General features: G+C 49.2%; 30 protein-coding genes. 24 read left to right on the plus strand and 6 right to left on the minus strand.

Going from position 1 to position 24,865, the window contains the following annotated elements; all coding sequences use genetic code 11:
* Nucleotides 1-60 precede the first annotated feature (60 nt).
* Genes HZ996_12210 through coaD form a run of 4 tightly spaced genes read left to right on the plus strand, consistent with a single transcriptional unit; the run spans nucleotide 61 to nucleotide 2,474 of the window.
* Entirely contained in the window at nucleotides 61-657 is a 597-nt protein-coding gene (locus HZ996_12210) for a hypothetical protein (GenBank protein QTN39876.1), read from the plus strand.
* Nucleotides 641-1,501 carry a DUF3822 family protein gene (locus HZ996_12215; GenBank protein ID QTN39877.1) on the plus strand — a complete coding sequence of 287 codons (861 nt, stop codon included), beginning with the start codon at nucleotides 641-643 and terminating at the stop codon, nucleotides 1,499-1,501. The genes HZ996_12210 and HZ996_12215 overlap by 17 nt, the downstream gene beginning before the upstream one ends.
* Complete coding sequence (locus HZ996_12220) at nucleotides 1,489-2,022, plus strand: RsmD family RNA methyltransferase (protein ID QTN39878.1); 534 nt, start codon at nucleotides 1,489-1,491, stop codon at nucleotides 2,020-2,022. The genes HZ996_12215 and HZ996_12220 overlap by 13 nt, the downstream gene beginning before the upstream one ends.
* Nucleotides 2,019-2,474, plus strand: a complete 456-nt coding sequence (coaD, locus tag HZ996_12225; GenBank protein QTN39879.1) for a pantetheine-phosphate adenylyltransferase — start codon at nucleotides 2,019-2,021, stop codon at nucleotides 2,472-2,474. The genes HZ996_12220 and coaD overlap by 4 nt, the downstream gene beginning before the upstream one ends.
* On the opposite strand, the gene HZ996_12230 is transcribed toward coaD, so the two are convergent.
* On the minus strand, nucleotides 2,446-3,027 hold the full coding sequence (locus tag HZ996_12230) for an NUDIX domain-containing protein (GenBank protein ID QTN39880.1): 582 nt from the start codon (nucleotides 3,025-3,027) through the stop codon (nucleotides 2,446-2,448). The genes coaD and HZ996_12230 overlap by 29 nt on opposite strands.
* A gap of 8 nt (nucleotides 3,028-3,035) precedes the next feature.
* Between HZ996_12230 and HZ996_12235 the strand changes: the two genes are divergently transcribed.
* Together HZ996_12235 and HZ996_12240 are read left to right on the plus strand one after the other, a co-directional pair.
* On the plus strand, nucleotides 3,036-3,677 hold the full coding sequence (locus HZ996_12235) for an orotate phosphoribosyltransferase (protein QTN39881.1): 642 nt from the start codon (nucleotides 3,036-3,038) through the stop codon (nucleotides 3,675-3,677).
* Between the two features lie 10 nt (nucleotides 3,678-3,687).
* Entirely contained in the window at nucleotides 3,688-4,074 is a 387-nt protein-coding gene (locus HZ996_12240) for an SRPBCC family protein (GenBank protein ID QTN39882.1), read from the plus strand.
* On the opposite strand, the gene HZ996_12245 is transcribed toward HZ996_12240, so the two are convergent.
* Nucleotides 4,075-4,818 carry a biotin--[acetyl-CoA-carboxylase] ligase gene (locus HZ996_12245; protein ID QTN39883.1) on the minus strand — a complete coding sequence of 248 codons (744 nt, stop codon included), beginning with the start codon at nucleotides 4,816-4,818 and terminating at the stop codon, nucleotides 4,075-4,077. It abuts the gene before it with no gap.
* A gap of 95 nt (nucleotides 4,819-4,913) precedes the next feature.
* Here HZ996_12245 and rsfS point away from each other — a divergent pair, with 95 nt between their 5' ends.
* From rsfS to HZ996_12300, 11 genes are all read left to right on the plus strand, one after another.
* Complete coding sequence (gene rsfS, locus HZ996_12250) at nucleotides 4,914-5,285, plus strand: ribosome silencing factor (protein ID QTN39884.1); 372 nt, start codon at nucleotides 4,914-4,916, stop codon at nucleotides 5,283-5,285.
* A 3-nt stretch (nucleotides 5,286-5,288) separates the two neighbouring features.
* Nucleotides 5,289-7,355, plus strand: a complete 2,067-nt coding sequence (hflB, locus tag HZ996_12255) for an ATP-dependent zinc metalloprotease FtsH (GenBank protein ID QTN39885.1) — start codon at nucleotides 5,289-5,291, stop codon at nucleotides 7,353-7,355.
* A complete protein-coding gene (locus HZ996_12260; GenBank protein QTN39886.1) occupies nucleotides 7,352-7,987 on the plus strand; it encodes an LUD domain-containing protein in 636 nt (211 codons plus the stop codon). Before hflB ends, HZ996_12260 begins: the two co-directional genes overlap by 4 nt.
* A complete protein-coding gene (locus HZ996_12265) occupies nucleotides 7,984-8,184 on the plus strand; it encodes a DUF2007 domain-containing protein (GenBank protein QTN39887.1) in 201 nt (66 codons plus the stop codon). Before HZ996_12260 ends, HZ996_12265 begins: the two co-directional genes overlap by 4 nt.
* Complete coding sequence (locus tag HZ996_12270; GenBank protein QTN39888.1) at nucleotides 8,181-8,981, plus strand: phosphatidate cytidylyltransferase; 801 nt, start codon at nucleotides 8,181-8,183, stop codon at nucleotides 8,979-8,981. The genes HZ996_12265 and HZ996_12270 overlap by 4 nt, the downstream gene beginning before the upstream one ends.
* 42 nt (nucleotides 8,982-9,023) lie before the next feature.
* Entirely contained in the window at nucleotides 9,024-9,746 is a 723-nt protein-coding gene (locus HZ996_12275) for a DUF2807 domain-containing protein (GenBank protein ID QTN39889.1), read from the plus strand.
* 2 nt (nucleotides 9,747-9,748) lie between these two features.
* Entirely contained in the window at nucleotides 9,749-10,255 is a 507-nt protein-coding gene (locus HZ996_12280) for a DinB family protein (protein QTN39890.1), read from the plus strand.
* Nucleotides 10,252-11,055 carry a TIGR00266 family protein gene (locus tag HZ996_12285; protein QTN39891.1) on the plus strand — a complete coding sequence of 268 codons (804 nt, stop codon included), beginning with the start codon at nucleotides 10,252-10,254 and terminating at the stop codon, nucleotides 11,053-11,055. The genes HZ996_12280 and HZ996_12285 overlap by 4 nt, the downstream gene beginning before the upstream one ends.
* Before the next feature lie 88 nt (nucleotides 11,056-11,143).
* The gene (locus HZ996_12290; GenBank protein ID QTN40052.1) at nucleotides 11,144-11,539 is read left to right on the plus strand and encodes a nuclear transport factor 2 family protein; all 396 of its coding nucleotides are present in this window, start codon (nucleotides 11,144-11,146) and stop codon (nucleotides 11,537-11,539) included.
* 9 nt (nucleotides 11,540-11,548) lie between these two features.
* Complete coding sequence (locus HZ996_12295) at nucleotides 11,549-12,514, plus strand: hypothetical protein (protein QTN39892.1); 966 nt, start codon at nucleotides 11,549-11,551, stop codon at nucleotides 12,512-12,514.
* Between the two features lie 23 nt (nucleotides 12,515-12,537).
* On the plus strand, nucleotides 12,538-12,876 hold the full coding sequence (locus tag HZ996_12300; GenBank protein ID QTN39893.1) for a TraR/DksA C4-type zinc finger protein: 339 nt from the start codon (nucleotides 12,538-12,540) through the stop codon (nucleotides 12,874-12,876).
* Between the two features lie 13 nt (nucleotides 12,877-12,889).
* On the opposite strand, the gene HZ996_12305 is transcribed toward HZ996_12300, so the two are convergent.
* Nucleotides 12,890-13,378: a DUF4442 domain-containing protein gene (locus HZ996_12305; GenBank protein ID QTN39894.1), complete on the minus strand. Its 489-nt coding sequence runs from the start codon at nucleotides 13,376-13,378 to the stop codon at nucleotides 12,890-12,892.
* Nucleotides 13,379-13,466: 88 nt separating this feature from the next.
* Here HZ996_12305 and HZ996_12310 point away from each other — a divergent pair, with 88 nt between their 5' ends.
* The 3 genes from HZ996_12310 to HZ996_12320 all read left to right on the plus strand — a co-directional run bounded on the left by HZ996_12310 (nucleotide 13,467) and on the right by HZ996_12320 (nucleotide 16,792).
* Nucleotides 13,467-14,729 (plus strand): NAD(P)/FAD-dependent oxidoreductase, encoded by a 1,263-nt coding sequence (locus HZ996_12310; GenBank protein QTN39895.1) that lies wholly within the window; start codon nucleotides 13,467-13,469, stop codon nucleotides 14,727-14,729.
* A gap of 2 nt (nucleotides 14,730-14,731) precedes the next feature.
* Nucleotides 14,732-15,589 (plus strand): UbiA family prenyltransferase, encoded by an 858-nt coding sequence (locus HZ996_12315; GenBank protein QTN40053.1) that lies wholly within the window; start codon nucleotides 14,732-14,734, stop codon nucleotides 15,587-15,589.
* A gap of 69 nt (nucleotides 15,590-15,658) precedes the next feature.
* Complete coding sequence (locus HZ996_12320; GenBank protein ID QTN39896.1) at nucleotides 15,659-16,792, plus strand: hypothetical protein; 1,134 nt, start codon at nucleotides 15,659-15,661, stop codon at nucleotides 16,790-16,792.
* On the opposite strand, the gene HZ996_12325 is transcribed toward HZ996_12320, so the two are convergent.
* On the minus strand, nucleotides 16,789-16,989 hold the full coding sequence (locus HZ996_12325) for a high-potential iron-sulfur protein (protein ID QTN40054.1): 201 nt from the start codon (nucleotides 16,987-16,989) through the stop codon (nucleotides 16,789-16,791). The genes HZ996_12320 and HZ996_12325 overlap by 4 nt on opposite strands.
* A gap of 373 nt (nucleotides 16,990-17,362) precedes the next feature.
* Here HZ996_12325 and HZ996_12330 point away from each other — a divergent pair, with 373 nt between their 5' ends.
* The 4 genes from HZ996_12330 to HZ996_12345 are packed head-to-tail and all read left to right on the plus strand — an operon-like array spanning nucleotide 17,363 to nucleotide 22,654.
* On the plus strand, nucleotides 17,363-17,674 hold the full coding sequence (locus HZ996_12330) for a hypothetical protein (protein ID QTN39897.1): 312 nt from the start codon (nucleotides 17,363-17,365) through the stop codon (nucleotides 17,672-17,674).
* Nucleotides 17,671-18,015, plus strand: coding sequence for a PadR family transcriptional regulator (locus tag HZ996_12335; protein ID QTN39898.1), 345 nt, complete (start codon nucleotides 17,671-17,673; stop codon nucleotides 18,013-18,015). Before HZ996_12330 ends, HZ996_12335 begins: the two co-directional genes overlap by 4 nt.
* Complete coding sequence (locus HZ996_12340) at nucleotides 18,008-19,756, plus strand: PspC domain-containing protein (protein QTN39899.1); 1,749 nt, start codon at nucleotides 18,008-18,010, stop codon at nucleotides 19,754-19,756. The genes HZ996_12335 and HZ996_12340 overlap by 8 nt, the downstream gene beginning before the upstream one ends.
* Before the next feature lie 24 nt (nucleotides 19,757-19,780).
* Nucleotides 19,781-22,654 (plus strand): M1 family metallopeptidase, encoded by a 2,874-nt coding sequence (locus HZ996_12345; GenBank protein QTN39900.1) that lies wholly within the window; start codon nucleotides 19,781-19,783, stop codon nucleotides 22,652-22,654.
* Between the two features lie 184 nt (nucleotides 22,655-22,838).
* On the opposite strand, the gene HZ996_12350 is transcribed toward HZ996_12345, so the two are convergent.
* Both HZ996_12350 and HZ996_12355 read right to left on the minus strand, forming a co-directional pair.
* Nucleotides 22,839-23,855: a radical SAM protein gene (locus HZ996_12350; protein ID QTN39901.1), complete on the minus strand. Its 1,017-nt coding sequence runs from the start codon at nucleotides 23,853-23,855 to the stop codon at nucleotides 22,839-22,841.
* Nucleotides 23,856-23,900: 45 nt separating this feature from the next.
* On the minus strand, nucleotides 23,901-24,863 hold the full coding sequence (locus tag HZ996_12355) for a MoxR family ATPase (GenBank protein ID QTN39902.1): 963 nt from the start codon (nucleotides 24,861-24,863) through the stop codon (nucleotides 23,901-23,903).
* Nucleotides 24,864-24,865 lie beyond the last annotated feature (2 nt).

Consider the following 24,865-nt stretch of genomic DNA (forward strand, 5'->3'; position numbering starts at 1 on the left):
CCCAATTTTCGGTTTAAAAAAAATTGTAGATTTGCTCCACATCAAATAACCTCTACGTTCATGAGATCGTCCCTCATTATCAAAGTAGTTCTCGTTATCGTTGCTCTCGGTCTGTCATACTGGTTGTATGAGATCATTCAAGCACCGATTCGCTTTGAGCAGCAAAAGAACCGCCGCATGGAAGTGGTGAAAGAAAAACTCATCTCTATCCGTACTGCACAAGCGGCTTACAAGGAAGTGAACGGTGGCTTCAGCCCCACTTTCGAAGATCTCGTGGCCTTCTTGGACACTGGAGAATTCACACTTCTACAGCGTCGTGACTCCAGCTACGAAGCGTTCAGCGAACTGTACCAGCAAATGGAGATTCGCGATACCGTGGTCATTGACACACTCGGTTACAGCTCTATCAAAGACAGCTTGTTCGCTGATTACGACCTAAGCGCACTTCGCACCATTCCATTCTCTGGAGGTGAGGATTTTGAAATGGACGCTGGACGTTTGGAAAAAGATGGTGGACTGATCGTGCAGGTCTTCATGGCTCGCGCGCCAAAAGAACTTTACCTAAGAGGTTTGGATCGCACCCTGATTAAAACGCAGTCGAAAGACTTGCAGGTGGGCTCCATGACCGAAGCATCATTAAATGGTAACTGGCAATAAGATTCAGACAGCAACTGACTTTATTGATCCAACCCAATTAAGAAACGCTCATCCCAAGCACAGGTCCATCCAGTTTGACTCGGATGGACTTTCTTTTTCAATATTGGACCTGGAACGCAACGCCTATATCGGTGTGCGCGACTACCGCTTTGACCCAACGGACCGTCCTGCTGAAATCTTGAATAACTACCAGGAGCTTCGAGAACAGGACGAATGGCTCAAGCAAGACTTCCACAGCGCCAGCTGTGCTTGGAATATTGGCGTCTCAACGCTGATCCCCGATGCTTTGAGTACCGCTGAGTCAGAGCGCAAATTGAGAGATCTTGTTCAGCCTTTGCTGGCGACGGATCAACTCGAAAAAGATGAGATTGCCGCTATCGAGGCGCACAATGTGTATACCATCCCGCAAGACGCACAAACGCAGTTGAAGGCCAGCCGCATCGTTCACGGGAGCACCCCATTTCTCGAAGGTATGTTGCGCATTCATCAAAACGACCCAACCGCACGTGTTCTATTGAACTTTGAAGAGCGGCATTTCTACATTGTCGTTCTTCAGGATCGCAAACTTCAGCTCTTCAATCGCTTCCCCTTTCAAACAGCGGAAGACTATATCTACTACGTACTTTTCACCATGGAGCAGTTGTCCTTGAACCCAGAAGAGGTTCCGGTGACGCTGTACGGCGGAATCGAAAAGAACTCAGCGCTGTACGACATCACCTATACCTACGTTCGGCATGTGCATTGGGGCCTACGGCCCGATGGCTTTGTCTACGCACCCATCCTAGACAACCTTGCGGCGCACCAATACTTCGCACTTTTTCAGCAGTATCTATGCGTATCATAAGCGGAGAATATCGAGGGCGCAGAATTACAGCGCCCAACAACCTGCCTGTTCGACCCACAACCGATCGAGCCAAGGAAGCATTGTTCAATATTCTCGGACATCGATTGGATTTTGAAGACACGAAGGCGCTCGACTTCTTTGCGGGTATTGGAAGCATCACCCTCGAGCTCATCTCCAGAGGCTGTCCTGATGTTACTGCCGTGGACAAGCATCGCGACTGTGTGAACTTCATTCAAAAAACGGCCTCGGAATTAGGTATGGAGGGGCTCAAAGCCATTCGATCAGACGTATTCGTCTTTACAGAACGGACACCCGAGCGCTATAACTTCATCTTCGCTGATCCCCCGTATGACCTCATGCGCAGTGGAGAACTGGCGGAGCGAATTTTGGAAAGAGGCCTTTTGGAAGCCAATGGGCTCTTGGTCATTGAACACAGCGACGAAGAGGATTTGAGCAGCGTGAAGGGCTTCACCGAACACCGCAGATACGGCCATGTGAATTTCTCTATCTTTGAGATATGAGTCGTATCGCCGTCTTCCCAGGAAGTTTTGATCCCATTACCAATGGGCATGTGGACATCGTGCAAAGAGCTGTAGGGCTTTTTGACAAGATCATTATTGCCGTGGGCCAGAACGCTCAAAAGAAGTACATGTTTACCCGCGAGCAGCGCGTTACCTACATCAAAAACGCCTTTGAAGGAGTTGATGAAATTGAAGTGATGGACTTTGAGGGGTTGACGGTAGACTTCTGTCGCTCCGTAGGAGCTCGATACCTCCTACGAGGATTGCGGAATCCGGCTGATTTTGAATTCGAAAAGGCGATCGCTCAAGCCAACCGCATGATGGATCATCAATTGGAGACTGTATTTCTTCTGACCGATCCAGAGTTCGCCGCCATCAGCAGCAGCATAGTCCGCGACGTATACCGCAATGGAGGTGACGTTTCTATGTTTGTGCCCGTAACAATCGGCTGATGTTCGCATAAGTGTTGGCGTGCACTTCTGGCCAGCGATCTCGATTCATCCAAAGTACTTCTTCGATGTCCTCTTCTACTTGAGGAATCAAAGACTGCTGACCGCTACTGGTCATGGCGTACCAATGCGTTTTCTTCAACACGGGCTTTCCCTTTATGCGATAGGTATGGTACGTGGGAAATACGGGTGACCCCAAGGTCAAGTCGTTCACACCACACTCCTCCTCTACTTCTCTAATTGCGGACTCTTCAGGGGTTTCTCCTTTTTCCATTTTTCCTTTAGGCAGATCCCACTTTCCCCAGCGCTTGATCACCAGCAACTCATTATTGGGGTTGAATACGAGTCCACCAGCGGCTTCCACCCAATTAAAAAGCGCCTTAAAGACACTCCACAGATGCTCCACATCCCCTTCAAACTCAGCGCGTTCTATTCTTCCATTCTCCAGGTCCTCAAAGGCCTTTTTAAGCGCAGTACTTAACCCGTTATTTTCATGTTCAGAAATCGGCCCTGACTTGAGCAGGAGCGGGCGATCATTGACAAAAACTTCATACATTTGAACCCATGATTTTAGACCGTGAAGCGGCCAAGAAAACGGCCGAATTTCTCCTGCAAATTAAGGCAATTAAACTCCAACCCAGTGACCCCTTCACTTGGGCTTCTGGTTGGAAATCACCCATCTACTGCGACAACCGGTTGAGCTTGAGCTATCCGCCCATACGCACCTACTTGCGCGATGAGATGGCCAAAGCCATACTTACCCAGTACGGTACGCCCAACGTTATTGCTGGAGTAGCTACAGGTGCCATTGCCATCGGCGCCTTGGTTGCTGAGAAATTGAACTTGCCCTTTGTCTACATCCGAAGCAAGTCAAAAGCTCATGGCCGTCAAAACCAAATTGAAGGACATTTGGAACGCGGTCAAAACGTGGTCATCATTGAGGACCTCATCAGTACCGGTATGAGTAGCTTGGCGGCCTATGGAGCATTGAAAGAAGCAGAAGCCAACATCATGGGAATGGCCGCTATTTTCACCTACGGATTCGATGTTGCGAAACAAAACTTCGAGGATGCGGGTTGTGACTTGGTGACCTTGAGCGATTACCACCACTTGCTGGAACGTGCAGAAGAATTGGATTATGTACGTGATAATGAGCTCGAGACCTTAAAGGAATGGCGCACCGCCCCGGATCAGTGGGGTCAATAATTTGGGAACTATGAAAATTGAAAGCAATGTGGTCCGAATCGCAAAATCGGACCGTGAACTCTTCGAATTCTTCAGTGTGATGGAGAATTTTGGCAAGCTCATGCCAGACGATGTACAGCTTTTTGAAGCGCGAGAAGACGGATTCAAATTTGCGCTAAAAGGCATGCCAGAAGTGAAGCTCAAAAAAGAGTCTGAAGAACCCAACAAGCGCATTGAGTTGGGGTCTGCCGGATCGGTTCCCTTCAAACTCATTGGCGAAATCAACGCCGTTAGTGAAAATGAAAGCGATGTTCAGCTTTTCTTCACCGGTAACTTCAACCCCATGTTGAAAATGATGGTCGAGCGCCCCTTGAAAAGCTTTATTGGCAAGCTCGAAGAAAAACTGGCCACCCTCTAACTAGAGGAACTTTACCTCCTTAAAAGCATAAGGACGTTGTTGTCCATCTTGGTCGCGAAGAATGAGTCGACCAGAGGGCTCTACTCCTACGATGACGGCCTTAAAGGGTCCGCGATCATCCTCGTAGGAAAACCAACCCGCGTTCCGGTGCAAGACCTTGAAATAGTCCGCGCGAAGATCGCGCTTGGAATGCCGGATCTGCAGGTAACGTGCTTCCAAGTAAGAGAAGATCTTTTGAAGCTCTTGACGCGGATTGTATTGCTCCCTTGTCAATCGGTACAACGATGTCGCATCAGGAAGATTCGACGGAAATCGCCGTTGATTCAAATTGATCCCAATGCCGATGATGGACTGCCCTATCAGCGTTCCTTTGAGCTGATTCTCAATCAATATCCCCGCGACCTTTTTACCGTCAATAAGGAGGTCATTCGGCCATTTTATCCGCACCCCATCAACGCGCTCTGACAAATAGTCATAGAGGGCCAAACTCACTGCTTTGTTCAGGCGAAACTGGTCGGTTGCCGGGAGGAAATGGGGGTATAAAACCAAGCTAAAGGTCAGGCTTTCAGCGGGTTTACTATACCACTCGTTATTGACTTGGCCCCGTCCCGACGTCTGATTCGGAGTATAAATTACCGTCCCCTCTGGAACATTTTGATCGCGCAACACCTTTAGGGCATAACTATTGGTGGAGTCTAGTTGCTCGTGCTCAATGAGGGTGCGGCCAACAAATAGTGGATTCATTGATGTACAATGGTTTAGAACCGTGCATCGGCCCGTAGGGCGAAAACTTTGGGACCCACAAATTCGTTAACTTCGTACGTTAAACAAAACATTGAATGAAAAACCCCCAAGGACCAGATTCAGAACAGCTGGTAGAGGTTATTGTCAAAGGGATCGAAGAGAAAAAAGGTCAAAACGTAACCATCATGGACTTGCGCGAAATCGAGCATGCCGTGACGGATTTTTTTGTGATCTGTGACGGTAATTCGAATACGCAAGTCAAAGCGATTGCAGACAGCATTGAAGAAGAGGTGCGCAAGGGGCTCAATGATAAGCCTTGGCACAAGGAAGGTAAAGAAGAGAGCGAGTGGGTACTCCTGGACTACGTAAATGTAGTCGCCCACGTATTTCAACGCCCCATCCGGGAATTTTACAACATAGAGGAATTGTGGGGCGATGCGGAAATCCGCGAGATAGAAGTGAACTAAGCAATGGCAGAAAACAAAGACGATAATCAACTCAATAAGTTGCGCGAACAGTTTCAGCGCAACCAGAATGGAAATGGCGGAGAAGGCGGAGGATCGCCCAAACGTCGATTCAATTTCTATTGGATCTACGCCATCATTTTCTTGTTCTTCATCGGCATTCAGCTCTTCAGCGGCATGTATGCCAACCTACAGAATACAAACTACCGCGATTTTGAGGGCTTCTTGGCCGGAAATGAAGTAGAAAAGGTAGTCATCGTGAACAACGAGAAGGCCGAAATCTACATCCGAAAAGATGCCTTGTCTGAATCGAAGTTCGAAGAAGTACGCGATCAGCCTTTTGGCGGTGGAGTGAACGAGGGACCGCACTACGTCTTCAACATTGGTACGGTTGAAGAATTCAACAAAAAGCTAGAAGAATATCAGGAGGAGGAATCTCCGGTGATCGTGGAATACACCAAGCGCGAAAACGTCTGGGGCGATATCCTAAGCTGGGTCTTCCCGATCGTCATCATGGTGGCAATCTGGATCTTCATCATGCGTCGTATGAGCGGAGGTGGAGCCGGTGGAGGTCAAATCTTCAATATTGGCAAGTCCAAAGCGACCTTGTTTGATCAGAACAACAACGTGAAGGTTACCTTCAAAGACGTCGCTGGTTTGGAAGGCGCAAAAGAAGAGGTGCAAGAAATTGTCGACTTCTTGAAGAACCCAACCAAATACACCAACCTGGGAGGTAAAATTCCCAAGGGAGCTCTTCTCGTAGGACCCCCAGGAACAGGTAAAACCCTCTTGGCGAAAGCCGTGGCCGGAGAAGCCAAAGTGCCTTTCTTCAGCTTAAGTGGTTCTGATTTCGTTGAGATGTTCGTGGGTGTTGGTGCAAGCCGTGTACGTGACTTGTTCAAGCAAGCGAAAGAAAAGGCTCCAGCCATCATCTTCATCGATGAAATTGATGCTGTCGGTCGCAGTCGTGGACGTTCTCAGATGACGGGAGCCAACGATGAACGCGAAAATACCCTGAACGCCCTTTTGACGGAAATGGACGGTTTCGGAACCGACACGAATGTAATTGTACTGGCGGCTACCAACCGTGCCGATGTACTCGACCGCGCACTAATGCGTGCAGGACGTTTCGATCGTCAGATTCACGTGGACTTACCCGACTTGGCAGAACGTAAAGAGATTTTCGACGTGCACTTGCGCCCGCTGAAAATTAGCAAAGAGCTTGATATCGACTTTTTGGCTCGTCAAACGCCAGGATTCAGCGGAGCAGATATCGCCAACGTTTGTAACGAAGCGGCATTGGTCGCTGCCCGTAAAGGCAAGAAGGTTGTGGAACGTCAGGACTTCTTGGATGCCGTTGACCGAATCATCGGTGGACTAGAAAAGAAGAATAAGCTCATCTCGGACGAAGAGAAGAAAACCATCGCGTTCCACGAAGCGGGTCATGCGACCGTAAGTTGGCTGTTGGAACACGCGGCTCCACTGGTAAAGGTGACCATCATTCCGCGGGGACGGAGCCTCGGTGCAGCTTGGTATTTGCCTGAGGAGCGCAGCATTACGCGTACCGAGCAGATGCTCGATGAAATGTGCGCCACTATGGGAGGTCGTGCGGCTGAAAAAGTCATGTTTGACAAAATCAGTACGGGTGCCTTGAGTGATTTGGAAAAAGTGACCAAGCAGGCTCAAGCCATGGTTACCATCTACGGACTGAACGATAAGATTGGAAATGTAACCTATTACGATTCCAGCGGTCAATCGGACTATAATTTTGGAAAGCCTTATTCGGAAAAGACCGCTGAGCTGATTGACTCAGAAGTCAAATCGCTCATTGAGAATCAATATGACCGAGCAATTGATTTGCTCGAGAACAATAAGGATAAACTTATTAAATTAGCGGAGAAGCTGCTTGAAGAGGAAGTCATCTTTAAAGAGGACCTCGAAGATATCTTCGGAAAACGACCTTGGAACAAAGAAGAAGAGGTCAAGGTAGAATCGAACGGACACGAAGCACCTGCCGAGTCACCAAAGCCCGAAGCCCAAGACGAGCAGCCCGAAGTGGAGAAAGAAGTATGAGTAAAGGGTCCTTTGGAGGAGCATTCAAACGAATCAAGGACGCCCTGAGCGGCAAGCCAGCCCAGGGGAATGATACCGCCTCCGCTAAAGGAAACAAATACCTAGAGCCCGAAAAGGGTCCGCTAGACGTACAATTTGCCCGTGAGTTCACAGAAGCTACGGGCAAATTTTTGTATTGCGAGCACGAAGCTGAGCTCGTAGAAAGTCTCCACAGACTATCCTTAGAATACAATTGGACTACGGTATTCGCTCGTGAAGACGAGCTGGCCTCTATCTTGCAGCGGGCCAACATCGATTTCGACACGGAAGATCGAAATGCCGACGCCTTTGTAAGCACCTGTGCCTTCTTGAGCGCCTACGACGGAGGAATTGTCGTCTCCTCCACACAAACCGGCGGAGAAAAACTCAATTGCTTTCCTTCAACCCATATTGTGATCGCGTACACTTCTCAGTTGCACAAAAACCTCAGTGAAGGTATGCGCTGGTTCAAGAGCCAGAGCGAGGATATTCCCTCCAACATCACAACAGTTCAAGTAAATAAGATTGAGAATACGAGCGGTATTCGAAGAGAATACGACCCCGCTGTACATCACGACGTTTTCTTACTTTTAGTGGAAGATCAAGCGACATGAGTGAACTGATTCAAGTATACACGACGGACCAAGAATATCAAGCCAACCTCGTTTCGGACAAGCTTCGCGAGGCCGGAATTGAGCCTTTCCAACTCAATAAACGAGACAGCATGTACCCCATTGGGTATGTTGAAATCAAGGTAGCGGCAAACGATGTGGAGCGCGCACGTGCTCTTATCGAGGAAAGCGGTCTATGAAAGATATGGTCGTCCGAGGACTCTCCGGAGTCCTTTATGTTGGTGCCGTTTGGGCCAGCTTGTGGTACGGCCCAACAAGTGCGTATCTCCTATTTCTATTTTTTCTAGCGGTTGGACTTTACGAAATGCAAGGAATCCTTGGTGATCAACCGAGGTCTTGGTGGCTCATCGCCGTACCTGCACTCTGGTATGCCTCCAGCGTTGCCGAACAGTACGGCTGGTCCGATGCTCGCCTCTACTACCCCATTGTCCTCTTTGTGTGGTTCGGAAGTCTCCTATTTCGAAAATCCAAGACCATTACAGAAGACCTGACCCGAATAGGTGCCCTTTTCCTCTACCCTACGTTGAGCTTTTACCTCTTACCTCAAGTCCTTGGCGGACCTGACAACTGGAAACCATTTCTGGTCCTAGGCGCCTTCCTGATGATTTGGACCAACGACACCTTCGCCTACATGACGGGGCGATTCTTCGGCAAGCGCCCCTTAGCCCCGAACATCAGTCCCAATAAAACCATCGAAGGACTGCTTGGAGGAGTCCTCTTTCTGATGCTCTTAGCCTACAACCTCCACCTCATTTTCCCACAAAATTCCCAAGCCTTTTGGATCGGTTTTGGCCTCCTCATTGGCGCCACCAGCAACATTGGAGACTTGTTCGAATCTTGGCTGAAACGCAGGCGGGGCGTTAAAGACAGCGGCGCCATTATGCCCGGACACGGAGGAGTACTAGATCGGCTTGACAGCTTCATTTTCTCCATCCCCTTCATCTACGTTTACTGTCGCCTAGCGACTGGTTTATAACTTTGGCACAGTCTTGGAACTATCCAAGACAAATCCAGAACCATGAAACGCTTTATACTCTTTACCCTATCAATTTGCGCCTACGGCGCGATGTTTACTTCCTGCGAAGACGCCTTCTGCGTCCAAGGATCAGGAGATGTGGAAATTCGCGACATCTTCGTCGAAGACTTCAGCGGAATTGAAAACCGTACCGTCATCGACATATACCTGACCCAGAGCTCAGACCCAAGCGGAATTGTTGAAGCTCGAGGTCAAAGCAACGTCCTTGATCAATTGGACATCACGGTGATTCAAGGAGTCTTGGTCATTGACAACAGAGAGTGCTTTTACACCGATGAGCAATTGGTCCTCTACATCGACGTTGATCAATTGGAAGAAATCCACCTCTACGGAAGCGGTGACGTATTCGGTGTTGGCGTCTTTGAAGTGGACGATATAGAACTGGACCTCAACGGCTCCGGTGATGTCGATCTAGAACTTTTGGCAGACGATATCGAAACCGAGATTCGAGGATCCGGTGATATACGACTCCAAGGCGAAGCCGATTCTCATGACCTGCGCATCAGCGGCTCAGGAGATGTTGAAGCCTTTGGACTGTGGACCGAAGAAAGTGATGTGCGCATCTCCGGATCCGGAAGTGCGGAAGTCTATGCAGAAGACGTTCTCGATGTCGTCATCACTGGAAGTGGTTCCGTATATTACAAGGGTTATCCGGACCTGAATGTCACCATTACAGGAAGCGGGTCCCTAATCAACGACAACTAAGCATGAAACGACCTCAAGCCGGCGAATTTGCCGACTTCTACGCTGGATACATCGACCTCGTCACCGAGGGCAACGGTATCCAAGCCCTAAGAGATTCAAAAAGAGAAGCAAAGGAACTTTGGAAATCCTGGCCTATTAACCGCCAGGACTTTTCCTATGCTCCTGGAAAGTGGACACCAAAGGACTTGGTGCAGCACCTCATCGATGCAGAACGCGTCTTTGCCTACCGGGCTATGCGCTTTGGACGAGAGGACGCTACAGACCTACCGGGCTTTGACCACAATGCCTTTGTCGATAGTGCTCGCGCATCGGAAAGAAGTTGGCAAGACCTCATTGATGAGTTTGAAGCGACCCGTGAATCGACCATTCATTTGTTTGAATCCTTAGGCGATCGCGAAGAGCTGAGCGGCACAGCGAACGGTTCACGCATGAGCTTACGGGGGCTTTGCTATGTGGTCTCCGGACATTTGCGTCATCACCTCAACATTATGAAAGAACGCTATCTATGAAATCAAGTCACGAAATCGACTACGCCATCTTTGGAGAAGAAATGCAGGCGGTTCGCTTGGAACTCGATCAGGATGAAACCGTACTGGCCGAAGCCGGGAGTCTTATGATGATGGACGGAACGGTCGAAATGAACACCATTTTTGGAGATGGTTCTGGAAAATCTCAGACCATCATGGACAAACTGTTCTCCGCCGGAAAACGCGTGTTAACCGGTGAGCGACTCTTTATGACCACCTACACGCATCGAGGACCTGGGAAAGCACACGTTACCTTTGCCGCTCCTTATCCCGGAAAGGTCATTCCTATGGATTTGAGTCAGTTGGACCACAAAATCATCTGCCAGAAAGATGCCTTCTTGGCGGCGGCCAAAGGCGTTCATATTGGAATTGAATTTCAGCGCCGACTCGGTGTAGGGTTCTTTGGCGGCGAAGGGTTCATCATGCAAAAGCTCGAAGGCGACGGAATGGCCTTCGTTCACGCGGGAGGAACTGTGGTCGAAAAAACCCTACTCCCCGGTGAAACCCTCAAAGTAGATACGGGCTGTTTGGTGGCTTTTACATCGCGAATCGACTACAATATTGAAACCGTCAAGGGAATTCGCAACGCCTTCTTCGGCGGAGAGGGCCTTTTCTTAGCACGTCTGACCGGGCCGGGAAAGGTTTGGATTCAGAGTATACCCTTCAGTCGATTGGCCGAACGCGTCTTTGCCGCAGCACCAAGTCAAGGTGGAAAACGCAAAGGCGAAGGTTCCATCCTCGGTGGAATAGGTGATTTGTTGGACGGAGATAATTCGTTCTAAGATGCGTACCCTATTACTTTCCACCGCCCTACTTTTCTTCACTGCTTGCCAAAACTCCCCGGCGGCAGAGGAGCAGTCTACATCCGATATATCCGTCGAGGTGAGCACTGTCGATGCCGAGGCTACCGAAGCTGAGCTGAGGAACATCATGGACGGGCAAATTGAATCCTGGAACTCGGGTGACATAGACGGATTTATGTCGGCCTACTGGGAAAATGAGCGCATGACCTTTATCGGTTCACGCGGATTGACATACGGCTGGCAACTCACCTTGGACAACTACAAGCGCGCCTATCCAGACCGAGCCGCTATGGGTGAGCTCGAGTTTACTCTGATGGAGATGAACGCATTGGGAGCGGAACACTTCCACACCATTGGAATGTGGCAGCTCAATCGCGAACAAGACACCCTTTCAGGTTGGTTCAACTTGGTCTGGGAAAAGAAAGAAGAAGGCTGGAAGATCATTTCCGATCATTCCTCCTAAATTCGCTTCATGCGCGTTTCCGGTTTTACCTTCGTCAAGAACGCTACTCAGCTCTTTATTCCCGCCAAAGAGGCCATCGCCAGTGTTCTCCCGCTGGTCGATGAATTCGTAGTCGCCCTAGGAAAGGGCGATGCGAACGACCAAACGCGAGCAGAGATTGAATCCCTTCGAGACCCCAAGATTCGTATCATCGAAACCGAATGGGATCTGGCGAACTACCCCAAAAACACCGTTTTCGCTCGCGAGACCGACAAAGCCAAGGAAGCCTGCACGGGAGACTGGCTCGTCTACATTCAATGCGATGAGGCCATCCATGAAAAATACCACGAGACCATTCGCGCGGCCATGGAGCGGCATCATGATGACTCCGAAGTTGAGGGCCTTTTATTCAACTACGTTCATTTCTGGGGAGACTTTGACCACTACCACGACGGGCACACATGGTACCGCAGGGAAGTTCGGATCATTCGGAACGACCCCAAAATCCACTCCTGGAAAGACGCTCAGAGTTTTCGATACTATGACGGGAACTTCGACTACAGCTATGAGGCCTACCAAAGCAAAGAAGGCAACCGCAAATTAAATGTAGTGGCCCTACGGGCCGATGTCTACCACTACGGCTATGTCCGCCCCCCGCACCTGATGTCGGCCAAGCGCCGATCCAACAGCCGCAGCTACCACGGGGATCAGAAAAGTGAAGAGCTCTTAAAGGACTTACCGGCGGCATTCGACTACGGCCCCATGCAACACATTCCCAAATTTGAGGGCACGCACCCTGCTGTGATGAAGGACTGGCTATCCAAATTTGATTGGGCTGATCAACTTCAGTGGTCCGGCAGTGTAAATCCCGAACGGCTCAAGCACAAGCACGAGCGCACCAAGTACCGCTTGATCACCTGGTTTGAACGAAACGTTGTTGGACATCCGATCATGCAGTTTGAAAACTTCAATATCCTCCGCAAGGACAGGGGGTGAAGTGAATTCCCTACTTTGTGTCCATGAGTCCCGAAGAACGTCAAGAAGTAACTACCAAAATCAAAGAGGCCTTGGAACAGGTCCGGGAAGAAATTGCCCGATTGCGTGAATTGACAAAGCCGATTGCTCCAGAAAACGCCATTGGCCGCGTTTCACGGATGGACGCCATCAACAATAAATCCGTCAATGAAGCGGCGCTCCGAAAAGCGGTGGCTCGTTTTCGCGGTTTGGAAAGTGCGCTGGGACGCGTGGATGAAGATCATTTTGGGCGCTGTCGCAGTTGCGGAGATGAAATCCCGACGGGGCGCTTACTCTTGTTGCCGGAAAGTGTGTTGTGTGTGCAGTGTGCATCGCGCCGTTGAGGCGCAAAACCGATTACTTACTTCGACTCTTAAAGCTCCAAATCAACTTGAATTTGGCGATTTCATCACCCTTTTCGTCTCGGCCGATGCTGTGGCAGACCACGGTTTGAGGTATCCCTGTGTCTACAGCCTCTTGGACCTTTTCCGTAAAGGAAGCGCCGCAAGGGCAGGTAAAAGTGACTTTTCCGGAGGCCTTTTTTAAGAACTCAGCCTCCAAGCCCACCACCAACATACTCACGCCAGGTTTGCGCTTGTAGATCTCACGCATCGCCATGACCCCAGTAGATAGCTCAGCCGCCATCGCCTGAACGGCAAAATACACGCTCTGAAAGGGGTTCTTGACCCAGTATTTGTACTTGAACTCGACGACACATTCTTTCTCCGTTAAAGAGGTGACCCTCAAACCAGCCAGCCAGGCCATGGGCAGGGACTTCAAAAAGAACAATCGCAGTTTAAATGGGCTCAGCGCAATCGCCTCAAACTCTTTTCCTCGTGGGTTCATGGGATGTAAAGGTGTAGAAATTCGATTAAGTTCACAATGCTTGCTTCTCGAGCGCCCCGTGACTACCTTTGCGTCAAATACTTTCGCTATGAATATCCCCGAAAGCAATCACCCCAGAGTCGTCATAATTGGCGGCGGATTCGGCGGTCTCATGGTGGCGAAGTCCCTCAAGAACAAACCCTTCCAGGTCGTCTTGCTCGACCGTCACAACTACCACACTTTTCAACCTCTTCTCTATCAAGTGGCCACAGCCGGGCTTGAGCCGGATTCTATTGCCCATCCGCTGAGAACCATCTTCACGGGATACAAGAATATTTTCTTCCGCATGGCGGAAGTGGAGCGCTTGAACACTTCTGACAAGCGCATCGAGACCAGTATTGGATCTTTGGATTACGATCACCTGGTCATTGCCACGGGAAGCGAAACCAACTTCTTCGGCATGGAGAGCATCAAGCAACAGAGCATGCCCATGAAGAGCATCCCTGAGGCGCTCAACTTGCGCTCTTTAATGCTCCAGAACTTTGAAGCAGCACTTTTGACAGACGACCTGAAAAAGCGAGAAGCTTTGATGAACTACGTCATAGTGGGTGCTGGGCCTACTGGAGTGGAACTCGCTGGAGCCTTGGCAGAATTGAAAAGACATGTTCTTCCTCACGATTATCCGGATCTCGACATTCGTCGCATGAGTATTCACTTGGTTGAAGCTTCGCCTCGGGTGCTAGCCGCGATGAGCGAGACCAGTTCCAATAAGGCTTTAGATTACCTTCTAAAACTTGGCGTGCAAGTTTGGACCAGCACTATGGTCAAAGAGTACGACGGTCAAACCGTTATTACGAACAACAAACCACTTCCAGCCAGTACCTTGATTTGGGCAGCCGGAGTTAAGGGATCATTCCCCGGAGGTTTAGACGCCGACAAGGTTGTGGGTGGACGAATCCGCGTGGATGCCTATAATCGCGTGGAAGGCATGGAGAATGTCTACGCCATTGGTGATGTAGCAGTCATGATCGATGAAGAACATCCCAAGGGACATCCGATGCTGGCGCAAGTAGCCATTCAGCAAGGTACGCTCCTCGGGAAGAATTTATTGCGCGAAAGAAAAGGACAATCACCCGTTGGCTTCAAGTACAATGACCTGGGTTCCATGGCCACGGTTGGTCGAAATTTAGCTGTCGTAGATCTCCCTCGCATGAAGGTTCAAGGCTTCTTTGGTTGGGCCATTTGGATGGGAGTGCATTTAGTCTCCCTGATCGGATTCCGAAACAAGGTTATTACGCTGTTCAATTGGATCTGGAATTACTTGAAGTACGATCGCGGAGTCCGCTTGATTATTCGCCCATATAAGAAGTAATGATCAAGAATTACCTTTCCCTCATTAAGTTCAGCCACACGGTCTTTGCTCTTCCCTTTGCGTTGATCGGATACTTCTACGCCGTTTGGAGTACACCAGCGGAATTCAGTTGGCGACTACTGGGCTTGGTCTTGTTGTGCATGGTCTTTGTCCGCTCGGCGGCCATGGCGTTTAATCGATATCTGGATCGGGATATTGATTCGGCAAATCCAAGAACGGCTGCTGTTCGTGAAATCCCGCGAGGCATTATTTCGCCCCGATCAGCCCTGCTCTTTGTGATCGCCAATAGCGTTTTATTCATGGTGGTGACTTATTTAATCAATCCACTGGTTTTCTACCTCTCACCGGTTGCGCTGTTTATCACCTTGGGATACAGCTACACGAAACGGTTCACAGCTTTGTGTCACTTGGTTTTGGGCTTGGGCTTGAGCTTGGCGCCCGTTGGTGCCTACTTAGCTGTGACCGCCGAATTTGCTTGGGTACCGGTTTGGTTTGGTATAGCCGTCTTGACCTGGGTAGGAGGCTTTGACATTATCTACAGCCTACAAGACGACGAATTTGATCGAGAGCAGCAACTTCACAGTATTCCCGTACTCTTAAAACGCCCGCGCGCTTTAAAACTGGCTTCTTTACTTCACGTAGTGACGGCTACTTGTCTGGGAATTGCCGGTTGGCAGGGCAATTTCGCTTGGTTTTATTGGGCGGGATACGTGTTTTTTGTCCTTATGCTGCTGAGACAGCACCTGTTGGTCAGCCCGACGGATTTATCAAAGGTGAACATAGCCTTTATGACCACAAACGGCATTGCCTCGGTGGTCTTTGGGCTTATGGTTATCCTCGACCTCTTCCTATATCGCTGAGAGCCAATCCATAAAAATTGAGTATTTTCGCCCCGAAACCTAATCGCCTTACATGCTAGCACCCTTCTAATGGACCGCCAAGTCGACATCAATATTGCCGATCTGGAGCGGGAGTATCTCGAGTTTCCCCATCAGGCCATACATGAGCCTCCGGTGGCTTCACGGCGCCTTACGAAACTTTGGAACTGGGAATTCTGGCCTTGGCACCTGGTTTATATCCCCGTATACTTCCAGAGCATTGCTTGGGCCATTAAAGCTCGAAATCCGTTTTACTTTGCCCTTTCAAATCCCGGCTTCAAGTATGGTGGCATGTTCGGTGAAGACAAGTGGAATATCTACTCACGCTTGCCTAAACACCTCTATCCGAAGAGCTTTTTGTGGAATAATTTAAAGGGAGAACGAGATTTCCGTTGGTGGTTTACGCACAATCAGTTGGAGTTCCCTCTAATCGCTAAACCTAACCGCGGAGAACGTGGAAACGGCGTGCGCATTCTGCACGATTGGGACGAAGTGCTGGCCTATCGTAAGCAGGCTTCATTTGACCTCATCGTCCAAGAGTTTGTGGATTTACCTTGGGAGATCGGCATCTTCTACTACCGCTTACCCCACGAAAAGCAAGGACGAATCAGTTCAGTTGTCGTGAAGCATTTCACTAGACTAAAAGGTGATGGAGAGAGCTCAGTATCCGATCTGATTCGAAACCACCCCCGCCTTCGCTTTTTTGAAAAGGAACTGTTCAAACAGCACAAGAACCATTGGTACGATGTGCCGAAAAAGGATGAAGACTACAGCTTAGTCCGTCTAGGTAACCACAGTAAAGGGGTCATCTTCTTGGATGGGAAGAATATGGTCAACAAACAGTTGGTTGAAAAAATAGACGAAGTTTCCCAAGGCATTGATGGCTTCTTTTATGGACGATACGACATCAAGTGCAAGAGCCTTGAAGATCTTTATGCTGGTCGCTTCTGCATTATTGAGCTGAACGGAGCCATGTCGGAACCCGGTCATATTTATCACCCTTGCGCATCTCTTAAAGATGGTTTGTACAGCTTGCTGCATCACCACAAGGTGATCTACAAGATTGCCAAAGAAAATAGGGCAGCCGGTTACAGCTACCCTAAGTTCTTTAAGAGTCTTCGTGATTTTAGAGCCTACCTTAAGTACAATAAGTACCTTCAGGCTTGGCAGAAGAAAACCAGTTAAGATGTTTGCTTGGCCGTCCAGCTGATGCAATATCCCGCTTCAGCAACCGCACCATTAGCAAATAACTGGCATCCACCACAACTACCTTCAAATTTATCGGGCTGGTAAAACTGACAGTTGAGACAGTTCTCACCTTCCTTCTCGCTTACGGCAACGTATTTAAGACTGTTGCGCGTGCTCAAATCATTTTCATCCAAGTCCGCATTGTAGGACTCGCAAGGATCCGCAGCTGCTTCAGGCTTGGGTTTTGGCTTGGGTGGAGGTGGTGGTTGCGCACCGCTTCCACTGTCTCCTGCTCCTGAATCTCCTCCCCCGCACGCAGCGAGTAAAGTAGTGCCGGCTACCGCAGTTAGGCCAAAAATCCCGGCTTTCTTCAAAAATTCTTTACGACTGAGTTTTTCCATGGCGCCATGTATTTAGTTATGCTAAATGTACTACTGGTCAAGGTTTGCGCGAAGTAAATCGTTCATTCTCAATGAAATTTATAGTCGGTCCAGATAAAAAAATAGTACTTTGTATTGCATAGTACCATCTTATGTTTATATATTTGCATAACAAAGTTCTATATAAATGAAATCTCTAGGTGCATTTGTGATTAAAATCGTTCTCCCCCTCGGGGCAGGTTTCTTGCTTTGGCAAGGAGCGCGAATGGTCAGCCCATCTGTTTATGGGAGCACTACTTCTATCACTCCGGCGGTAGAGGACACTCAGTCGATTTCAACATCTGAACAGGAATTGGTGGGTCGAGTAAGCATCGTGCCGCAAGGCACTGAAGCTATTGAGCCTATCCAACGTCTAAGAAAAACCTCGGCATCTCCAAAGGATCGTGCGGCTTCGGTTGTCACTTTGGGATGGGGATACCGAACAACAGAAGCCCAATGAAAATTGAAAACACAAAAGCACAGATGCGCAAAGGGGTTCTGGAGTATTGCATCCTGTCCATCCTCAAGAATGGGGATCAGTATGCTTCCGGAATCATCGAAGCGCTGAAGTCGGCCAAAATGATTGTGGTGGAAGGGACCCTATATCCCCTTCTGACTCGATTGAAAAACGCCGACTTGCTCAGCTACCGCTGGGAAGAATCAACTTCGGGACCACCCCGGAAGTACTACGCCTTAACCGATTCCGGCGAGGCCTTTTTGAAGGAGCTCGATCTGACCTGGAACGACCTTGTAAAAGCAGTACAACTGACCACCCAATCAAAAACCTCAAACGATGAATAAGACAGTCAACATTAATTTAGCAGGAATCATCTTCCACGTTGATGAAGATGCTTACGGTCGCTTGAGCGATTACCTGCAGGCCTTGAAAGCGAAGTTCGCTGGAGAGCCCGGTGGTGACGAGATCATTGCCGATGTAGAAGCCCGTATGGCTGAGCTGTTTCAAAGTCGTACTGGGGATTCCAAACAAGTCATTACCCGTGTGGACGTAGACGAGGTCATTGCCGTTCTCGGTGAGCCAGAAGACTACGAAGACGTGGAGGAAGATGGTCCTAGTGCAAAGAGCTACGAGGAGACTTCATCTTCGAGCTCCTCTTCGGGTTCGAGCGACCGCAAACGCCGCAGAAGGATCTTCCGTAATCCCGATGATGCCATCATTGGTGGTGTTGCTGGAGGACTTGGAGCATACTTGAACATCGATCCGGTGTTTGTGCGCTTGATCTTTGTTCTCTCCTTCTTCGGATGGGGAACCGGATTCCTACTCTACTTGGTTTTGTGGATTATTATTCCCGAAGCGCGCAGTACCGCTGAAAAGCTGGAAATGCGAGGGGAAGACGTCAATCTGAACAACATCGAAAAGTCCATTAAGGAAGAAATCGACAGTTTGAAGAATCGTCTGAATGATCTGGGCAGTGATGCTGGAAAAACAGCTCGTCGCGGAGCTTCAGCCTCTAAGAGAGGAATCGATAAAATCGTCGACCTATTCTTGGCGATCCTCCGAGTCTTTGTAAAACTGGTCTTGGCCATCATTGGCTTCTCGCTCATCATCACGGCCATTACCATCATCATAGCCCTTACCGGAGCGATGTTCGGCGCCAGCATGTGGTTCGTCTCCTGGCCGGATCCAGGCCTTGCCGGAATTGGATTCATGCAGGTACAAGACTTACTCTTCATTGACAATGGACACTTCTGGCTAACCGCTAGTGGACTCCTATTGGTTGTCTTGGTTCCACTGATCAGTATCGTGGCCCTTGGTGCTCGATTGCTCTTTAAAGTGCCTAAAATGAGCCGCATGACCAATACGACCCTGTCCATTCTATTCGGTGTGGGTATGATCCTGACCATCATTGGAGCCATCCGATTAGGTGTTGACTTTGACGATGGAGGGCGATACACTACTGAACTGGACGTTCCTTTGGTTGAAGGACCCATTCAGATCGTCGGGGGCACAGACGATATCTCGGATATGCTGCAGTACGACCGCAGTGTCTTCATGGACATCACAGAAGACCGGATCCACACGCGCAACGTACACTTTGACATCGAGCGTGCGGCTGGTGCTACAGCGAAGCTCCAGATTCGTCAATATGCTCGCGGAAGCAATAAATGGGAGGCGCGGAAGCGTGCAGAGCAGATTACCTATGACGCAGTCATTGACAGCGGAAGAATTGAGCTGCCGAACCATTTGAATTTCTCTATCGATGAGAAATGGCGCAATCAGGAGTTGTACATCACGCTCTACCTTCCTAAAGGAGCCAGTGTCTACCTGAACGAATCGGCAATCTCCGTGATTGATGACATTGACAATACCACAAACACCTGGGATTGGGATATGGTCAATCATACCTGGATGATGAACAACCAAGGACTCTCTTGTATGGATTGTACCTGGACGGAAGAAGAGCAAGAAGGATTCCGTGAAGGTTTTAACAACGACGAAGAAGAGTACATGGAGTACGAGGACAAAGATTGGGGCGACGGTGAGCACAATTGGGAGTCCGAAGACTGGGACGAAGAAATGTAAGACAGACATCGTACATTTAGCCGCATGATGCGGAAGATCCTAATAGCCCTGTGTTGGTTGCCCTTTGGGGGCCTAGCACAGGGCTATTTTCAGCAGCGGGTTGACCATGTCATGGACGTTCATTTTGACCACGATGCGGAAGAACTTCGCGGCTTTGACTCCATGACCTATGTGAACGAGAGCCCGGACACCCTTCATGAAGTCTACATGCACCTTTGGCCCAATGCGTATCAAGGGGATCACACCGCTCTTGGGAAGCAAATGCTGGAGGATCGGGATACCTACTTACACTTTAATGAGGACGTGCGAGGCTCCATTGATTCTGTGGCCTTTACCGTGAACGGTGTGAACGTCGCTTACAGTGAAGTCGACGGAAATCCAGACGTGGTTCGATTTGACTTTCCCGAACCTCTTTTACCAGGGGACTCCGTTATCATCGAGACCCCATTTCGCGTGAACTTGCCTGACGGTAGAGTCAGCCGGATGGGTGTTTTAAAACACTCCGTTATGGCAACCCAGTGGTACCCCAAACCAGCCGTGTACGATAGAGACGGCTGGCACCCAATGCCCTACTTGAACCAAGGTGAATTCTACAGTGAATTCGGTTCATTTGATGTAACGGTTCACCTCGACACCTCGTACACCCTAGCGGCTACAGGACGCCCAGTACATCATGAGATAGACGGTGCCCAACAAACGTATCGCTTTAGACAAGATAGCATTCACGACTTTGCCTGGTTTGCGGATCAACGTTGGCAGGTGCTTCACGACAGTGTCCAGCTTCCCTGGAGTGATCGCTGGGTCCACACATGGGCTTACTATACCCCTAGAAACGAAACACTCTGGCAGAGTGCCTCGGAATACCTCAAGGATGCTACTTACTATTATTCACTATGGAATGGAGACTATCCATACGAACATGTGATTGCAGTGGATGGAACCATAGCGGCCGGTGGTGGAATGGAATACCCCATGATCACCATCATTGGCAATGAAAACAGCGCTCGGAGTCTAGAGACGGTTATCATGCACGAAGTCGGGCACAATTGGTTTTATGGCGTGCTCGGTAGCAACGAGCGCGATCATGCCTGGATGGATGAGGGAATCAATACGGCGAATGAAATTCGGTACATCAAAACCAAGTATCCCGAAAGGGAGATCGTTGATATCGACTCGCGTTTGGTCGACAAGATCAAAAAATGGTTTGACCTTGAAGGCTACGACGTATTTGACGCCAACTATCTTCCTTATTTATTCAGTGCTCGTTTTGGGGTGGATCAGGCGATTGAAACGTCCTCCGAAGATTTCAATTCTCTGAACTACGGGGCCATTGTCTATTCTAAGACAGGGCTCGTCTTTGAATACCTCCGCCACTATTGGGGCGACTCTTTGTACGATGCTGGGATGCGAGCGTATTACGATCGCTGGCAGTTCAAACATCCCCGGCCCGACGATCTGCAAGAGGTCCTCGAAGACGTCAGTGGCGAATCCCTGAATTGGCTGTTTGCTGATTTGATTGAGTCAAACCTTCAGGTGGACTACAAAGTCAAAAAAGTCTCCAAGAACGAGGTGACCGTTCGTAACCGTACGGCCTTACAAGTGCCCTACTCTGCTAGTCTGATCAAGGGTGATCAAGAAGTGAAGCGGATTTGGATGCCTCCTATGGTCAAAGACACCACTTGGTCACTGCCGGATGTCGATTTCGATGCCGTGCGGATTGATGCACCAGAAGAGCTCATTGAAGAATTCAGGCACAATAACCTCTGGCGTTCAGAAGGGCTTCTGAAAAAGGTAGAACCCATTAAGCTTCAATTCTATGGCAGTCTGGATCGGCCCGAAAAGACACAGATTTACTGGTCCCCCATGCTGAGTTGGAATAACTACGATAAATTCTTGGTCGGTTTCGCGGTGTACAACGCCAACGTACCCGTCAAGCCTTTTCAGTACCGAATTGCGCCTATGTATAGCATAGGCCAAGGAACCCTGAACGGAGCGGGTCACTCTACAATAACCAAGTATTTTGACGACGGGGTCTTTCAATACATCCGGCTTGGCGTCTACGGCCGACACTTTAGCTACGATACAGATCTAACCTATACGCGTCTAACGACAGCATTGAACGTCCAGTTTCGCAGACCCTATCCTCGAAGTCCCTACAGCCACTCCCTGCGCGTTCGAAACGTGTCGGTATGGCGTGAACTACCAACAATAGCTGAACCTCCTGTCACTGTAGACTTGGCAAACAGCAACTACTCAATTTTAGATTTTCGCTACCGACTAGACAACCAGCATGTCCTTCACCCTTGGCAAGTTTTCTTCGACACTCAATTTGCCACGGGCTTTGTCAAGAGCTATGTCGACGCCACCTTCCAATGGCAGATCCGCAAAGGAAGTCGTCTACAATGGCGCAACTACCTCGGTTGGTTTTGGCGCAATGAATATCCGTCCTCCGGATCCTACTACAACTTCGGACTGAGCAACACGCCTGACTACCTTTTCGAACTCTACTTTCTGGGCCGATCGGAGGATGATGGATTCTTAAGCCGTCAGTTTTTTGTTCAAGATGGGGGCCTGAAGTACGATACCCGATCCACGGTCAATGCATTTTTGGCGAGTTCCACCGTGCAATACCCCATTTGGCGCTTCTTTCAAGTCTACGTGGAGGGCGCCTACACGTCGAATCAATTTAGCACTGGACCAAACGAGAATCTCTTTCACTACGGAGCTGGCCTTTCCCTGCGCTTCATTCCCGACTTCGTTGAGCTCTATTTCCCTGTGGCCTACGGGAATAGTGAAGAAGGCCTCCGAGACGGAGTCAATCCCTTCGGCGATTTTCGCTTCGTCCTCGATCTGCGGCTCGATGAAATCTACCGCCGCCTCTCCCAAGGACTTTATTAACATATTTTTTAGGGCAAGAACATAATGTGCCCCAAAATTCCCCGTTATCATATCACCTATGTGAATAGGCGCATGGGTAACTGGGTTTGGTTAGAGGGGCAATCGCGAGGTTGTCCCTTTCTTTTTTCTTTGTGATTTAGCCTTTTCGGAGCCTCCCTTTGGCCCTACGGGCCGATGCTTGGCCTCAGAACGTCTGGCAATTCTTGCACAGCTCCAGCTCTGACTTCCGCCCCGCATCCAGTAGATCTAGATATCTTCTTCGTTCTGGAGAACGATAAATTCCCCACAAATCATTGGTCAGAATATTCCCAACTACCCCTTTTGAGTTCAAATCATTGCAGCACACGGTAACGTCCCCGTTCGGCAACCAAATCATTTGACGAAGCAAGAGATCGCATCCGCGTCCTTTTAGATTTTTGACTGCTTCGCCTTCGATGGCAACTTCTCCCCCCCAATCGTGTAATCGGCGCATTTCGTGGTGATCAAAGGCTTCGGCAAGTTCGACGAATTCGGGGTGCATCCAAGAATAGTCAAGGGCCTTGGGCTCGGGAACAATAGTGATTCCATAGACACGAACAGCTCGAGCACCTTGGTGGGCATATTGTGTGAAAAACTTGACGTTGTCGTAGAACTTATCCCACTTTGCGTTTACGCGTAGATTCTCAAAATCCTCTGGCGTTCCGCCATCCAAGCTAAATCCCACTTCATCGACTAGGCCTTCATCAATAATTTCTCGGGCTAGCTTTTCCCTTAAGAGCATTCCATTGGTCAACATCGAGACCTTCGGAAAGTCTATACCCCTGGAGCGTGCTCTTTCCCGGTACTCCTTGATGATTCGGAGCATATCTAAGCGTTTAGGATGAAGTAAAGTCTCACCACCATTGTACAACTGAAATTTATGCACGCTGTGGAATCGCTCATCTTCCAAGAAATTATCGAGAAAACGTCTTAGGATTAACGGAGACATGGAAACCTTTGGCTTCAGGTGATCTAAAGCACAAAACTGACACCTCAGATTACACGCAGAGTGAAATTCTAAGCTGATTTCTTTAATGCTCACTCGCGTATCGTTACCAGGCCATCGGTAATACCATCGGTATTGAGCACGATTATTCCATTCCTGTGCTTTTTTGAGCACCGGCCAAACAACAGGATGTTCGTAGTATCGAGCCTTCAGTCGCTCGCGAATGGACGTTTCCATGATCTCAAAGTTCCGACCTCTAGAAGGTCTAAACCATGAGATATATCAGAATAGGGAGGTAATAATTTGCTCTTCGCTAATCCCCTCTGCTTCGGCCTTGTAGTTCTTGACAATACGGTGTCGGAGAATGGCAAAAGCAACAGCTCGTACATCCTCTTGGTCAGGAGCGTACTTTCCATTAATGGCTGCATGCGCCTTTGCTCCTAGAATCAAGTTCTGAGAGGCGCGCGGACCCGCTCCCCAGCTCAAGTACTTCTTCACCATCTCAGGAGCTGCCTCTTCGGCTGGGCGAGTACTGCTCGCCAGGCGAACCGCGTATTCCAAAACATTATCACTCACGGGAATACGACGAATCAGATCCTGAATTCGAATGATTTCTTCGGCAGACAAAACATGTCCAACTTCAGCTCGGTAATCGCTGGTCGTATTTTTGACGATCTGCACTTCTTCTTCAAAACTTGGATACTCAACCTTGATGTTGAACATGAAACGGTCCAACTGCGCTTCGGGCAGTGGGTAGGTACCTTCCTGCTCAATTGGGTTTTGCGTCGCAAGTACGAAGAAGGGCTCATCCAACTTGTAGCGATGACCTCCCGCGGTCACTGCTTTTTCCTGCATAGCCTCCAGAAGGGCTGATTGCGTTTTAGGTGGAGTTCGGTTAATCTCATCCGCCAAAATAATGTTGGCGAACAAGGGTCCCTTGACAAATTTGAAGTGTCTATCCTCTCCAAGGATTTCACTTCCAATAATGTCACTTGGCATCAAATCCGGAGTGAACTGAATTCGGTTGAAAGACAATCCCAATGCCTCGGCAATGGTATTGACCAAAAGGGTCTTAGCCAAACCAGGAACTCCAACAAGCAAACAGTGCCCTTTGCTGAAGATGCTGATGATGACATCGCGAACGACTTCATCTTGGCCGACAATTACTTTTCCTATTTCCTTCTTGAGTTCGGCGTATTGGCCGACCAATGCATCTACTGCGGCAACATCAGAGTTGTTCGACATGC

This window comes from Cryomorphaceae bacterium (assembly GCA_017798125.1).
In the GTDB taxonomy this organism is placed as follows: domain Bacteria; phylum Bacteroidota; class Bacteroidia; order Flavobacteriales; family ECT2AJA-044; genus ECT2AJA-044.

Bases quoted from the DNA above. Each gene is read 5' to 3' on its own strand.
- HZ996_12210 (QTN39876.1), top strand. From the start codon at position 61: ATGAGATCGTCCCTCATTATCAAAGTAGTTCTCGTTATCGTTGCTCTC.
- HZ996_12215 (QTN39877.1), top strand. From the start codon at position 641: ATGGTAACTGGCAATAAGATTCAGACAGCAACTGACTTTATTGATCCA.
- HZ996_12220 (QTN39878.1), top strand. From the start codon at position 1,489: ATGCGTATCATAAGCGGAGAATATCGAGGGCGCAGAATTACAGCGCCC.
- coaD (QTN39879.1), top strand. From the start codon at position 2,019: ATGAGTCGTATCGCCGTCTTCCCAGGAAGTTTTGATCCCATTACCAAT.
- HZ996_12230 (QTN39880.1), bottom strand. From the start codon at position 3,027: ATGTATGAAGTTTTTGTCAATGATCGCCCGCTCCTGCTCAAGTCAGGG.
- HZ996_12235 (QTN39881.1), top strand. From the start codon at position 3,036: ATGATTTTAGACCGTGAAGCGGCCAAGAAAACGGCCGAATTTCTCCTG.
- HZ996_12240 (QTN39882.1), top strand. From the start codon at position 3,688: ATGAAAATTGAAAGCAATGTGGTCCGAATCGCAAAATCGGACCGTGAA.
- HZ996_12245 (QTN39883.1), bottom strand. From the start codon at position 4,818: ATGAATCCACTATTTGTTGGCCGCACCCTCATTGAGCACGAGCAACTA.
- rsfS (QTN39884.1), top strand. From the start codon at position 4,914: ATGAAAAACCCCCAAGGACCAGATTCAGAACAGCTGGTAGAGGTTATT.
- hflB (QTN39885.1), top strand. From the start codon at position 5,289: ATGGCAGAAAACAAAGACGATAATCAACTCAATAAGTTGCGCGAACAG.
- HZ996_12260 (QTN39886.1), top strand. From the start codon at position 7,352: ATGAGTAAAGGGTCCTTTGGAGGAGCATTCAAACGAATCAAGGACGCC.
- HZ996_12265 (QTN39887.1), top strand. From the start codon at position 7,984: ATGAGTGAACTGATTCAAGTATACACGACGGACCAAGAATATCAAGCC.
- HZ996_12270 (QTN39888.1), top strand. From the start codon at position 8,181: ATGAAAGATATGGTCGTCCGAGGACTCTCCGGAGTCCTTTATGTTGGT.
- HZ996_12275 (QTN39889.1), top strand. From the start codon at position 9,024: ATGAAACGCTTTATACTCTTTACCCTATCAATTTGCGCCTACGGCGCG.
- HZ996_12280 (QTN39890.1), top strand. From the start codon at position 9,749: ATGAAACGACCTCAAGCCGGCGAATTTGCCGACTTCTACGCTGGATAC.
- HZ996_12285 (QTN39891.1), top strand. From the start codon at position 10,252: ATGAAATCAAGTCACGAAATCGACTACGCCATCTTTGGAGAAGAAATG.
- HZ996_12295 (QTN39892.1), top strand. From the start codon at position 11,549: ATGCGCGTTTCCGGTTTTACCTTCGTCAAGAACGCTACTCAGCTCTTT.
- HZ996_12300 (QTN39893.1), top strand. From the start codon at position 12,538: ATGAGTCCCGAAGAACGTCAAGAAGTAACTACCAAAATCAAAGAGGCC.
- HZ996_12305 (QTN39894.1), bottom strand. From the start codon at position 13,378: ATGAACCCACGAGGAAAAGAGTTTGAGGCGATTGCGCTGAGCCCATTT.
- HZ996_12310 (QTN39895.1), top strand. From the start codon at position 13,467: ATGAATATCCCCGAAAGCAATCACCCCAGAGTCGTCATAATTGGCGGC.
- HZ996_12320 (QTN39896.1), top strand. From the start codon at position 15,659: ATGGACCGCCAAGTCGACATCAATATTGCCGATCTGGAGCGGGAGTAT.
- HZ996_12330 (QTN39897.1), top strand. From the start codon at position 17,363: ATGAAATCTCTAGGTGCATTTGTGATTAAAATCGTTCTCCCCCTCGGG.
- HZ996_12335 (QTN39898.1), top strand. From the start codon at position 17,671: ATGAAAATTGAAAACACAAAAGCACAGATGCGCAAAGGGGTTCTGGAG.
- HZ996_12340 (QTN39899.1), top strand. From the start codon at position 18,008: ATGAATAAGACAGTCAACATTAATTTAGCAGGAATCATCTTCCACGTT.
- HZ996_12345 (QTN39900.1), top strand. From the start codon at position 19,781: ATGATGCGGAAGATCCTAATAGCCCTGTGTTGGTTGCCCTTTGGGGGC.
- HZ996_12350 (QTN39901.1), bottom strand. From the start codon at position 23,855: ATGGAAACGTCCATTCGCGAGCGACTGAAGGCTCGATACTACGAACAT.
- HZ996_12355 (QTN39902.1), bottom strand. From the start codon at position 24,863: ATGTCGAACAACTCTGATGTTGCCGCAGTAGATGCATTGGTCGGCCAA.